This window comes from Alteromonas antoniana, from assembly GCF_019249295.1.
GTDB classification, from domain to species: domain Bacteria; phylum Pseudomonadota; class Gammaproteobacteria; order Enterobacterales; family Alteromonadaceae; genus Alteromonas; species Alteromonas antoniana.
The window spans coordinates 44,802-57,121 of sequence record NZ_JAESDH010000020.1 but is presented as its reverse complement, the minus strand read 5'-3'; the positions used below and the strand labels follow the sequence as shown (position 1 = coordinate 57,121).

Genomic DNA, 12,320 nt, shown 5'->3' with positions numbered 1-12,320 from the left:
CGCGCAATAGTCCGTGGCATTATTTATGTATTTCCCATCGCCGATGGGTATATCAGCAAACGGAACAGAAAATGTCCAGCATTACACTCATTCATAATCCCCGCTGCTCGAAGAGCCGGCAGACACTTGCGCTGCTCGAAGCGCAGGGTGTGACGCCAAACATAATTGAATACTTAAAAACGCCACTGGATGAAGAATCTATTCGGGCTATTTTTTCAAAATTACCTACCGACAACGTAATTGACATGGTCCGCGTGAAAGAAGCTGAGTTCAAAGAAGCTGGCCTGGATAAATCTCAAAGCACTGCGGATGCATTATTTGAAGCGATGGCGGCCTTTCCCAAACTCATCGAGCGGCCTATTGTTATCAATGCTGATAAAGCACGCATCGGCAGGCCTCCGGAATCGGTTCTGGATATCCTCTAGTGGTACCGGTTCTGATTTTATATTACAGCCGCCATGGCGCTACGCGCCAGCTTGCTGATGCCATTGCCAAAGGCGTGGAATTAGCCGGGGCAACAGCCATGGTAAGAACCGTTCCATCGCTTAATGATGCTACCGGTGAACCGGATGACAGCACGCCTGAGAAAGGGCCTCCGCACGTCACCACAAAAGATCTTGAAACATGCAGTGCGCTGGCTTTAGGCAGCCCTACCCGCTTTGGAAATATGGCCGCGCCGGTTAAGCATTTTCTGGACACTACCTCGCAGCAATGGCTACAGGGCGCGCTTATCGACAAGCCTGCGTGTGTGTTCACATCAACGTCGAGTATGCATGGCGGACAAGAAACCACACTACTATCAATGATGATCCCATTATTGCACCACGGCATGATCTGTTGCGGATTACCTTACTCAGAGCCGGCTCTGCATGAAACGCAAACCGGTGGAACGCCGTACGGCGTCACCCATGTATCATCGAACACACAGAAAAAATTGTCTGAACATGAGAAGTCGCTGGCGATTGCACAGGGAAAACGCCTGGCCTCGCTGGCAAAAAAACTCTCTACACAACAGGAGGATTCACACTAGTGGCTCCCGATACCCGTATTTATCGTTATCTTGCCCTTGTCAGCCATATTGCGCTTCTTAGCTGGGTAACCATCTGGCACTTTGTACTGGCCCCTGAGGCTGGTTATTCGGTGCTTTTCATCCTGTTAATTTACGTACTACCGCTGGTGCTGCCTCTCAAAGGTGTCATCCAGGGCAAGCCTTATACCCATGCGTGGGCGAATTTCATTATTATGTTTTACCTGATCCACGGATTTACCATTGCGTATGCAAGTGAAGCGGAACGCTGGTATGCCATAATAGAAATTATCCTATCAACCACCATGTTTGTAGGTTGCAGTATTTTTGCAAGAAAACGCGGCCGTGAGTTAGGTCAGGGACTGAAAAAGATGAAAGTCGAGATGCAGGAAGAGCGGGAGCGATTTCAAAGGAGTAAGTAATGAAAAACTGGTTAGTTCCGTTAAGTATAATCACCCTCGCGGGTTGTGGCGGCTCCTCTGGCGGAGACAGTAGCTCACCGCCACCGCCATCTGCCTCAACTGAACTGGTACTAACCGGTGAAACTACAGTAATCAGCGGCGACTCTGTTGATTTTACCGTAAGAACGAATGATGGCTCCGTACTCAGTGACATCAACTGGAATATCGATGCACAACAAGTAGCGTTACTTGCCGCACATACTCAGGCGGTTGGATTTGACGCCCCGGGTGCGGGTGATTACCCGATGTCAGTGACCGCCAGACTGGCAGATGGCTCACAACAGACTGTTGATTTTATTCTGAATGTGCAGGAGGGAGAAACGCCACTTGCAATTACACGGTTAGGTCACGAAGCAGCGGAAGGCAACCGGGTATCATTGCGTGTTGATGCTAATCATCCCGATGCTGCTACCGTTACCGATATCGACTGGCAACAGGTCAGCGGGCCGAACGCTGTCAATGTCCGTTTCGATGAGGGTAGCGGCCCGCAATACGATATTTATTTTCAGGCCCCCCCGGTCACTTCCGATCAGGTCATCGAATTCCAGGCTACCGTAACCTATGACAATGGCGATACTGGCACTGATACGGTCCAGGTTCTGGTAAAAAACATTGAGGCGGACGAAGACAGTTATTTTGTCGATGAAGTCGGCGGAAGATTGCAGACAGTCACCAGTCATATGTTGCCTTACCGCGATGACAGTCCTTACGCCAATGCACTTGAACAGTGTGTTTACAGTAACACCATTACCACAACATGTACGTTTGGTACCCTGCCCCTGATTGGTCAGGAAACGGAAGATCCCAGCATCGACGATATTCTGGATCGCACCTATGTTTCTCATCCGTGGATGGGAGACGCGTTTAAAGACTTTCTGGAGACCAGTGCTGCCAGTGAAGATATTCGCAACTTACTGCGTGCCACTACAGCGGTTGTCATTTCATACGAAGTACGACCGTCATTTTACTGGGTCGCTACCGGCGCTATTTATCTGGATGCCCGTAACTTCTGGCGAACCCCTGCAGAGCGCGATACCTTAAACACCATACCCGACTATCGCAGTGGCTTTGGCGATGCGCTGAACTTCCGTTCCTACTGGCGATATGTAAGAGACGGCGAGTATTTTTATCCGCAACCGGGTTTTTCTGCACAGCTAAGACGTTCGAGAACCAATCAGGATGTAGAGGCATCACTGGCGTGGCTGATGTATCACGAACTGGCGCATGCTAATGACTTTTTCAATTATCAGGTGTGGTCAACGTTATCGGCAGCCAATGATCCGCTTTCTTATTACAACCGCAATAATACACAGTCTGACACGCTGGATAGTGCACTTCCTCTAACATCTCAGGAGTTACATGATCTTGCGGACGTGCGCTATGGCGGAGAAAATGCCACCGCAACGCAACGGGGTTACACTGCACAGCAGGTTGCGGACTGGTTTGAGCCTGACGGTGCAGTGTCATTCTATTCTTACTATACCCGGCGTGAAGATTTCGCCAATCTGGTGGAGCGTTTTATGATGCTTTACCGTTTAGGCGTTGCGTCGGATGTGGGGGTTTTTACCCGCGAGACAATCGAAAACAATGAAGCTTTGATCACCTGGGGTCAGAGAAACCGCATTAACGATCCAGGGTTACAACAACGTGTCGATTTTGCGGTAAGTCGGGTATTGCCACAGCTGAATGTGCCACAACTTCTTTCCGAGTTGCCACCGGCTCAGGAACTTCCACAAGGTGTAAGCTGGCGGGATACACTCAGTCTGAATGAAAATGGTGAAATGACTGAATCGAGCAGCCATAAATGGCAGGACTCGCAAGCGATATTCGCTGAAGAGCATGCTGAAATGCCGGCATTACCGGAATCTCGCTAAGAGCCATTAGAAAAGATGTTAAAGGCCGAGCTCTCGTTTAACCATGTTAACCGAGAGCTTTTTTTGTTCCTGTAGCGAGCGCGTATCCAGTCTGTCGAGCAAATTAATCAGGCTGGGTATATCACGTTCACTGTGATGCAGAAGAAACTGCAAAGCCTGTTCTGACAGCTTTAAACCACGCGCGGTCGCGCGATTCCGAACCACCGTTTTACGCGCTTCATCACTGAGCGCATGCAGTTGGTAGGTAACGCCCCAGGACAGACGCGAGCGCAAATCAGGGAGCACGAACGCCGGGTTACTCGGCCCGAGGCGACTACTGCAAACTAATACGGTCTGCTGTGATTCGACAACCCGATTGATAAGGTCAAACAGGGCCAGCTCAAGCACTTCATTGCCCGCGATAGCGTGAATATTATCCAGACACACCAAAGGCAAAGTTTCGAATCCTTCAAAAGCATTCGCCGGCCAGGCTTCAGCATTATTCAGATTCAGATACACATGCGGAATGTCACGGTCTGCCATTTCATGGCATAACGCGTAAAGCAGATGGCTTTTGCCTCTTCCGGCACTCCCCAGCAAAGTCACCATTGGCAGCTTTAATGACGCCAGCCCCTGAAGTAAGCTGGCATCACGCCAGTCAGGCACGGCATGGGCCAGTGCCTGCAACAATGTCACCAACTCGCTATCTGTACCCGAAACGAAACTCTCAAATGTTTCATCGACTGGTAAAGATACCGGCAACGGCAATTGCATCGCTACTCGTTCCAATAGAAATTATATCCCTGCACCGGCTGCCCAAACGCGTCTCTGACCGGTTGCAAACGGTTTTCCAGTGACATCGTATTGACCAGATCCTGCGCTGAACCCAATAGAGAAAGCTCAAACGTTCCTACTGAGCCTGACTGAGCAGAAAGCGATACGTGTTCAACGACACTCAGGCTGGCAAGATAGCGCTGTGCCATTACGTAATTTTCCAGACTGTCCAGATTGGCTACTGAAATTTTTACTTTACTTGCGTTTTGCGTACTCTGACCCGGTTTAATAGAGAAAATATCCGCCAGGTAGCTGGCATACCCATCAATCAGAAGTTGTACTAGTCGCCCCTTATCATCGCCATAAAGCGACCCACTTTTAACATCGTTTCCACGAATAAAAACCCAGTCCAATGCGTACTCGCCTTCCCCCTGCTCTGCCATCATGGTTTCAAATTCAGCCGTAGAAAAAGGCATGATATTGTCAGCGAGAGATTGGGATTGCTGCTCGGCTACCTGGTACTGAACATTCGTTGTAGCGCCCAGACTCAGGATTTCCACCTCTTGTGCGCCAACTCTGGTTTCAGTCTGCTCTTGAATTGTTTCATTCTGACTGCTCCAGCCCTCACCTAACGCTTCAGACAGCAGCGTTTCAGCATCTGGTTCCGGGAGATCGGGGATAGCCGCACTGGTATTTTTATACAATCTGGCGCCGATGATATAGTCCACCCCATAGCGAGAAGAGGCTTTTGACAGGGCCTGAGGAAATCGTCCCCAAATATCGTAGACAGCGATAGCCTGATTATCGGTGAGATCCATGAGCGGTAAGCTCACCCGTATTCCCCGTGACTGCGCCGTGTCGCGAATGGCATTACTGACTGCGTTTGACTGGTTTTCTTCGACAATGGTGCGCTGACCGTTATCTTTCTCCACTGCCAGCCAGACAATGGTTTCCGGTCGGCGGTTACCCCATACAGGCAGCCCTTCCCGACGTAATAACGACAGTAGTGCCTGCTGGTCAAATTCTGCGATGTAGTAAAGTTGCCCTTTTCGGTCGTCAAACCGATAAGAGCGCAAGTACTGACCGGGAGAACGAACTGCTGCACTGACTCCGGCATTTTCAGACACGGTAGTAGTGCCAGACATTTTTACCAACACTTGCTTAAGTGCTTCTCTGGACGCTTGTTGCTGGATACTCTGACTTTGATTTTCTACCTGGACCTGCCCCACATGGGTTTCAATCTGCACTGTTGCCGATACTGGCAGACTGGCGAGCGCCGTCAGACACACACAGCATGCAGACAGCGACGATAAAAAAAGACGAACGTGATGCCTTACTGACTGAATCAAACTCAAAATACCTTTTCACTCCCGTTACCTCACCACACCCTGTGGCGTTAGAAGAAAAAGTATTGTGTGCTATTTGCGTTCATTTTTCACCTCTTTCTGCTGCAATATTTTTGTATCAGAAGCGTTGCTGGTTTTCTGCAGCAGTGCATTTCCGATATCTGACTGCAAGAGAGATAAAAGACGCCTATCTCTGGACCAGACGATTGGACTTACCCTCACTTACTGGTAGAATCCGCGTTTTTCCATCCCACAGCATCAGGGCGTAACCGTGAGCGATAACAAAACCTCGTTAAGTTATAAAGATGCCGGCGTTGATATCGACGCGGGTAATCAGCTTGTAGAAAGAATTAAAACCGTAACCAAGAAAACCCATCGTCCGGAAGTAAAGGGCAACATTGGTGGCTTCGGTGCGCTTTGTGAAATTCCCTCAAAATACAAGCGTCCTCTACTGGTCTCCGGTACTGATGGTGTAGGAACCAAACTTCGCGTGGCGATGGATGCCAATCAGCACCAGGGTGTGGGTATTGACCTTGTTGCCATGTGCGTTAACGATCTGATTGTACAGGGCGCTGAGCCACTGTTTTTCTTAGACTACTATGCCACTGGCAAACTTGATGTTGATGTTGCAGCTTCCGTTGTAAGCGGCATTGGTGAAGGCTGCGAGCTATCAGGCTGTGCACTAATTGGCGGTGAGACCGCTGAAATGCCTGGAATGTATCACGATGGTGATTATGACATTGCGGGTTTCTGTGTGGGTGTGGTGGAAGCTGACAACGTGATCGACGGCTCTACAGTGAAACCCGGGCAAAAGTTAATTGCGCTGGGCTCTTCAGGTCCACACTCCAATGGGTACTCGCTGGTACGAAAAATTATTGAAGTCAGCGGCGCCGATGTAAATGAAGCGCTGGAAGGCAAACCGCTGCTTGACCACCTTCTTGCGCCCACACGCATTTATGTAAAATCGGTTCTAAAACTACTGGAAAGCGTAGATGTCAGTGCCATTTCACATATCACTGGCGGCGGTTTCTGGGAAAACATTCCACGCGTTCTGCCTGAAACAGCTAAAGTTGTCATCGATAAGAACAGTTGGGAATGGCCAGCGGTGTTTCATTGGTTGCAGCAACACGGCAACGTTACCGAGCATGAGATGTATCGCACATTTAACTGCGGTGTAGGTATGGTGCTGGTCGTTGACGAGGAAAACATCGACAATGCACTTGAAGTCCTTAACTCGCAGGGTGAAAAAGCCTGGGTAATTGGACACATTGCTCAGAAAGACGGCGAACAACAGGTAGAGATGCAGTAATTCATGAGTACACGTCCTACACTCTGCGTTTTAATATCCGGAAACGGCAGTAATCTTCAGGCGATTATCGATCGTATCGCCGATGGTTCACTTCAGGCCCGTATAGGGTGTGTCATCTCAAACCGCCCTAATGCTTACGGGCTCGAAAGAGCCCGCGAAGCCGGTATTGACGCGCATTGTCTGGACCACCAGAAATTCGATGACAGGGAAAGTTACGATATAGCCCTGAAGGCGCTGATCGAACAGTACCAGCCTGATTGCGTAGTGCTTGCCGGGTTTATGCGGATTCTGACCGCTGACTTCGTTGATCATTTCTCAGGAAAATTAGTGAACATTCATCCATCTTTGTTGCCAAAATACAAAGGGTTGAATACACACCAGCGCGCAATCGATAATGGCGACAGGGAACACGGTGTCAGCGTACATTTCGTTACGCCTGAACTAGACGGTGGCCCGGTGATCATTCAAAGTAAAGTTCCCGTATTCGACGGGGACTCTGCGGTTGACCTGGCAGCGCGTGTTCAGGAACAGGAACGTCAGCTGTACCCGTTCGTGCTGAACTGGATATGTTCAGGCAGACTGAAAATGAAGGACAATAAGGCGGTTTTAGATAATGAAGAGCTTCCGGTTAGCGGTTTCGAAAGCGATTAATTCAGCCCTTACAGGGCTGGTTCTGCTGGGTACGGGCACATTGCCCGCTATAGCAAACACTACGGGTAATTCTTCCTCTGTTGCCCTGACTCCCTTTCACGCGCAATACACCGCCTACAAATGGGATGACGATGTAGGCAATGTAGAAATGAAACTGGAAAGGTTGTCACCCTCGCAATACTCCTTGACTTACTCATCGAAAGTCTCAAAGTTTTTCCTTTCAGATAAACGCTATGAGCATTCCATTTTTACCGTTGAAGACGGCAAGCTGGTACCTTCGCAATACTACTACTCCCGCTCAGGGACCGGACCAGATGACAAGCTGAATGTCACATTTGGAAAAAATGGCAGCGATTCGGTACAGGTGGAATCGGAAGATGAAAACTACTCTCTAGAATGGGACAATGAAATAGATAATCAGATTTATCGTATTGACCTACCTCGAAAGCTGGCTTCCGGTGAATCGACTACCGACTATTATTTTATTAATTATCGCGGCCAGAAGCGTCATTACGGTATCGAAGTTGTTGGTAAAGAAAAGCTAAACCTTCCCTACGGCCAGTTAGATACCATTAAAGTCAAACTGGTCCGCGATTCAAAAACCCGTGAGACGTTCGCCTGGTTTGCCCCTGAACTGGATTACAACCTGGTTCGCCTGCAACAGTTCAAGGACGGCGATGAGCAGGGTGACATTAAACTGCGATCCTATGTCACACTGGCTGAAAAGCGGTAATCCTGTCCTACGTCCTGGCTGGCAGGGTGCCGGCCAGGACGTTATATAATCCCATCGGCCTGCATGACCTGTGTTGGGATTATAGTCACTGATACATTCAACACCTGTGAAACACAATTCTGGCGACCGTGCGCCTACACATTGTAACTGAACAATACCTCCTATTTTTTGCTGAATACTTTGTTGAAAATAAGGTGCAGTAAGACAATGCAGGATCAAGGGTTATATTGTTGCTGCACTGTCTATCCTATTTGTCTATTGAATAGTTGGCTTATAACGCAATAAGCCCCTTTCCAACCTTGATCTTTACGGTGTTACTGTATACGTTTAAAGTACGCTGGTCTGACCTCAAATGATAACGCGGGACAAACTTTCTCAATCGGAAAAAGAGTGATCATTTTGGCAGCGATGCCGCTATTTATTCAGACAAAGTCATTATGCTAATAATTTGCCTTTATCAGGAGTGACGTATGGCAGAATTCATCTGGTTTTTACTGGTAGTGCTTACCCTGGCTGTCGCCAGTTACAAGCGTACTACCCTCGTTAATGCTGTAGCCGCTGCTGCTGCGGTCATGGTGCTGGGCACCTTGTTCGGCGACATTGGTCTGCTGGGTTGGATAGTGTTTCTGATCTTCGCTGTGCCCCTGACTATCGCTGACATCAGACAACCTTATATCAGCAGCAAGTTGCTGGCTTTTTACCGCAAGGTCATGCCTGAGATGTCCACCACGGAACAGGAAGCCATTGATGCTGGTACGGTATGGTGGGATGGCGACATCTTTAGTGGTAAGCCCGACTGGGATAAGCTTCACGGCATCCCCAAGGGCAGATTAACGCCTGAAGAACAGGCGTTTCTGGATGGCCCGGTTGATCGCGTGTGCCATATGGTTGATGAATGGCAAATTAACCATAAAGATGCCGACCTTTCTCAAGAGATCTGGGACTTCCTGAAAGAACATCGCTTTTTCGCGATGATCATCAAGAAAAAATACGGCGGGCTGGAATTCTCAGCCTATGCTCAGTCTCGTGTATTGCAAAAACTGGCCGGTAGCAGCGCAGTGCTTTCCAGTACTGTCGGAGTGCCTAATTCATTGGGCCCTGGTGAGTTGCTGCAACATTATGGAACAGAACAGCAACAGGATTATTACCTTCCACGCCTTGCCAACGGTGAGGAGATCCCTTGCTTTGCGCTTACCGGTCCTGAAGCAGGTTCCGATGCAGGCGCAATTCCGGATGTTGGCGTGGTTTGCAAAGGGGAGTGGGAAGGCGAAGAAGTGCTGGGTATGCGTCTGACGTTTGACAAGCGCTACATTACCCTCGCCCCCATTGCTACCGTTGTTGGGCTGGCTTTTAAACTTCAGGATCCTGAAGGCCTGCTAGGCGACAACAAAGAACTGGGCATCACGTGCGCGCTGATCCCACGCGACACTAAGGGGCTGGATATTGGCCGTCGCCACTTCCCGCTGAACACACCATTCCAGAATGGCCCGATTCGCGGCAACGACATTTTTGTACCGCTGGACTTTATCATTGGCGGTAAAGCTATGGCTGGTAAAGGCTGGCGCATGCTGATGGAGTGTCTGTCAGTAGGTCGTTGTATTACCCTGCCCTCCACCGCCGCAGGTGGCGCAAAAACCGTGGCGCTCGCTACCGGGGCCTACGCGAGGATCCGCAGACAGTTCAGGATGCCAGTGGGTCACATGGAAGGGGTCGAGGAAATGCTTGCCCGCATCGGTGGCAACGCGTACCTGATGGACAGCGTTACCAGCTTCTCTACGGTGGGTGTTGATTTGGGCGAGAAGCCATCTGTTATTTCCGCTATCAGTAAATATCATCTGACAGAAAAAATGCGTCAGGTGATCAACGATTCCATGGACATCCATGGCGGTAAAGGCATCATGCTTGGGCCGAACAACTATTTAGGTCGCGGTTATCAGGGCGCGCCCATTTCGATTACCGTTGAGGGTGCGAATATTCTCACTCGCAATATGATGATCTTCGGCCAGGGAGCGATGCGTTGTCACCCCTACGTACTTAAAGAAATTGAAGCGGCCAACCTTGATGACAAGCAAGCCCGTTTGAAAGCCTTCGATAAAGCTGTTTTCGGACATATCGGTTTCGCAGTGGCTAACACAGTCAGAAGTATCTGGTTCAGCCTTACCAATGGCACATTCCACAATACGCCATTTACCGACGAGACTGCCCGCTACTACAAACTGCTACAAGGTTACAGCGCCAACCTCGCACTACTGACCGATGTTTCCATGGGAGTACTGGGCGGTGACCTTAAACGACGTGAACGCTTGTCAGCCCGCCTGGGCGATATCCTAAGCGGCCTGTATATGGGCAGCACTACCCTCAAGCGTTATGACGATGAAGGACGTTTGAAGGAAGACTTACCACTTATGCACTGGGCAATGCAAAATACGTTGCATGATATAGAAACCGCAATTGATGATTTTCTGGAAAACTTCCCAAATCGTGCGATCGCTGCGGTTATGCGAGTACTGGTCATGCCGTTTGGTCGTCGTGTAGACAAACCATCGGACAAACTTGAGCACAAAATCGCCATGATGTTGCAAACGCCGTCTTCGGCCAGAAGCAGATTGGGAGATGGTCAGTATCTTACGCGTGAAGAAGGCAACCTGTTCGGCGATCTTGAGCAGACGCTGGACGATGTGATTGCGGCGCAACCGGTATTCGACAAAATTTGTGAGCACAAGAATGCCAAACTTCCGTTTACGCGACTCGACGCGTTAGCAGAAGACGCGCTGAAAGAAGGTGTCATCAATGAAGAGGAAGCCGATCTTCTGCGTCGAACTGAAGCGGGTCGATTACGCACAATCAATGTCGATGATTTCGATCATGAAGAACTCATTGCCAATCAGGCAGTAAAAAAGCCGAGCCGTAAAAAGACAGGTAAGGCAGCCTGATAAATAGCGCGAATCATTAAAAAGCTGCCATCCGGCAGCTTTTTTTTTATTGTAACTATGCTAACGTTAGCCACCAATGACATGAAGTCAGCTCTCAGCATGCAGTAGGAGTTAGCAGATATGGAACATGACGTTAACGTCACTCACGTTTGTCAGGAGTGTGAAAGCATTCACAACCAGACAGTCCGTAACAAAGCCCTCCTTCCTTTACTGCTCTCTTCAGTTGCCTTCTTAATTTTCGCATTGTTGCTGTTATATGTTTCTGCTTTTGTTGGCGGTGCAGGTGTATTGCTTGCGGTTTTCTACTTCTGGAGCAGAAATAAAAAATGCCCTGAATGTGGAAGGTACGGTCTCATTCCCGTCGCTACTCCAAAAGGGATGAAAATTATGAAGAAAAACGGCTGGTCTCCTAACAAGTAAAGATAATTATGCGCTATAACCTTTTCTCTCCCCTGTTGATAGCAGGTTCGCTGGTGCTGCTTACCAGCATGACGTCGTCTGTAGGTGCAGCTACTGTACCCGATGACATCGGTCTATGTGGCAATTCTGAAGAAGCTATCGAGCTGGCAATTGCCATTATTGAAGATCCCGCTCAACAACGTTCAGAAATACGTTGTAACGGTATGTTGAGCGCCATTGCGCTGCGAAAGGCAGAACGCATGGCCGAGGAAGGCATTGTCTTTCATAACTTAGGGGGAAGCCCCAATTCGCGGCTGCGGGAGGCCGGCTTCGAACTGCCAGAGTATTACGGGAATGCCATGAGTAATCAGGTGGAAGCCATTGCCGGTGGCTACGTCTCTGCTGACAGTGTCTGGCACGCCTTCAAGAATTCCGAGACCCATGCCAAGCATCTGCTTGGTCAAATCCCTTTCTATCAGGAACAGGACGAAATGGGCATTGCGTTTTTAAAAGACCTTTCCGCCCCACATGTAGAATACTGGGTCATTTATCTGACTAAAGGGCGTATTGATAATCAGCACCGCTATTTTGATGAAATCCCGAATAAAGGGATCGATATCGTCACTGAAAAAGATGCTATCGAAATAAAGTGAGTTCAAACGAGACGGGTAAAGCTGGGTAAACGAGTCCCCCAGGACATAGCTCTTGTTGCGAATCTGCTAGGTAGCCTTTGTTTACTAAAAACATATTTATGCAGTGAATGATAACATTACAGAAAACATACACGCGTGTTTATCATCAATTAAATGCAAGTCCAGACCTAAAGGTTTGGCT

Annotated in this window: 12 protein-coding genes; 10 read left to right on the top strand and 2 right to left on the bottom strand. The window is 49.1% G+C overall.

Annotated features, from left to right (window positions below):
- Positions 1 to 71 precede the first annotated feature (71 nt).
- Genes arsC through JKP77_RS16145 form a run of 4 tightly spaced genes read left to right on the top strand, consistent with a single transcriptional unit; the run spans position 72 to position 3,362 of the window.
- Positions 72 to 425: an arsenate reductase (glutaredoxin) gene (gene arsC, locus JKP77_RS16160; RefSeq protein WP_218312197.1), complete on the top strand. Its 354-nt coding sequence runs from the start codon at positions 72 to 74 to the stop codon at positions 423 to 425.
- Positions 425 to 1,030: an NAD(P)H:quinone oxidoreductase gene (gene wrbA, locus JKP77_RS16155; protein ID WP_218312196.1), complete on the top strand. Its 606-nt coding sequence runs from the start codon at positions 425 to 427 to the stop codon at positions 1,028 to 1,030. The genes arsC and wrbA overlap by 1 nt, the downstream gene beginning before the upstream one ends.
- Positions 1,030 to 1,449, top strand: coding sequence for a DUF2069 domain-containing protein (locus JKP77_RS16150; protein ID WP_218312195.1), 420 nt, complete (start codon positions 1,030 to 1,032; stop codon positions 1,447 to 1,449). The genes wrbA and JKP77_RS16150 overlap by 1 nt, the downstream gene beginning before the upstream one ends.
- The gene (locus JKP77_RS16145) at positions 1,449 to 3,362 is read left to right on the top strand and encodes a hypothetical protein (RefSeq protein WP_218312194.1); all 1,914 of its coding nucleotides are present in this window, start codon (positions 1,449 to 1,451) and stop codon (positions 3,360 to 3,362) included. The genes JKP77_RS16150 and JKP77_RS16145 overlap by 1 nt, the downstream gene beginning before the upstream one ends.
- A gap of 18 nt (positions 3,363 to 3,380) precedes the next feature.
- On the opposite strand, the gene hda is transcribed toward JKP77_RS16145, so the two are convergent.
- Both hda and JKP77_RS16135 read right to left on the bottom strand, forming a co-directional pair.
- A complete protein-coding gene (gene hda / locus JKP77_RS16140; protein WP_218312193.1) occupies positions 3,381 to 4,115 on the bottom strand; it encodes a DnaA regulatory inactivator Hda in 735 nt (244 codons plus the stop codon).
- 2 nt (positions 4,116 to 4,117) lie between these two features.
- On the bottom strand, positions 4,118 to 5,464 hold the full coding sequence (locus JKP77_RS16135; RefSeq protein WP_218312192.1) for a DUF2066 domain-containing protein: 1,347 nt from the start codon (positions 5,462 to 5,464) through the stop codon (positions 4,118 to 4,120).
- 268 nt (positions 5,465 to 5,732) lie between these two features.
- Between JKP77_RS16135 and purM the strand changes: the two genes are divergently transcribed.
- The 6 genes from purM to JKP77_RS16105 all read left to right on the top strand — a co-directional run bounded on the left by purM (position 5,733) and on the right by JKP77_RS16105 (position 12,139).
- Positions 5,733 to 6,770: a phosphoribosylformylglycinamidine cyclo-ligase gene (purM, locus tag JKP77_RS16130; RefSeq protein WP_218312191.1), complete on the top strand. Its 1,038-nt coding sequence runs from the start codon at positions 5,733 to 5,735 to the stop codon at positions 6,768 to 6,770.
- 3 nt (positions 6,771 to 6,773) lie between these two features.
- Positions 6,774 to 7,421 (top strand): phosphoribosylglycinamide formyltransferase, encoded by a 648-nt coding sequence (gene purN, locus JKP77_RS16125; RefSeq protein WP_218312190.1) that lies wholly within the window; start codon positions 6,774 to 6,776, stop codon positions 7,419 to 7,421.
- Positions 7,384 to 8,154 (top strand): DUF3108 domain-containing protein, encoded by a 771-nt coding sequence (locus JKP77_RS16120; RefSeq protein WP_218312189.1) that lies wholly within the window; start codon positions 7,384 to 7,386, stop codon positions 8,152 to 8,154. Before purN ends, JKP77_RS16120 begins: the two co-directional genes overlap by 38 nt.
- A gap of 470 nt (positions 8,155 to 8,624) precedes the next feature.
- On the top strand, positions 8,625 to 11,087 hold the full coding sequence (gene fadE, locus JKP77_RS16115; RefSeq protein WP_218312188.1) for an acyl-CoA dehydrogenase FadE: 2,463 nt from the start codon (positions 8,625 to 8,627) through the stop codon (positions 11,085 to 11,087).
- Positions 11,088 to 11,207: 120 nt separating this feature from the next.
- On the top strand, positions 11,208 to 11,507 hold the full coding sequence (locus JKP77_RS16110; RefSeq protein WP_218312187.1) for a hypothetical protein: 300 nt from the start codon (positions 11,208 to 11,210) through the stop codon (positions 11,505 to 11,507).
- Positions 11,508 to 11,515: 8 nt separating this feature from the next.
- Positions 11,516 to 12,139 carry a CAP domain-containing protein gene (locus JKP77_RS16105; RefSeq protein ID WP_246601241.1) on the top strand — a complete coding sequence of 208 codons (624 nt, stop codon included), beginning with the start codon at positions 11,516 to 11,518 and terminating at the stop codon, positions 12,137 to 12,139.
- Positions 12,140 to 12,320: the final 181 nt, after the last annotated feature.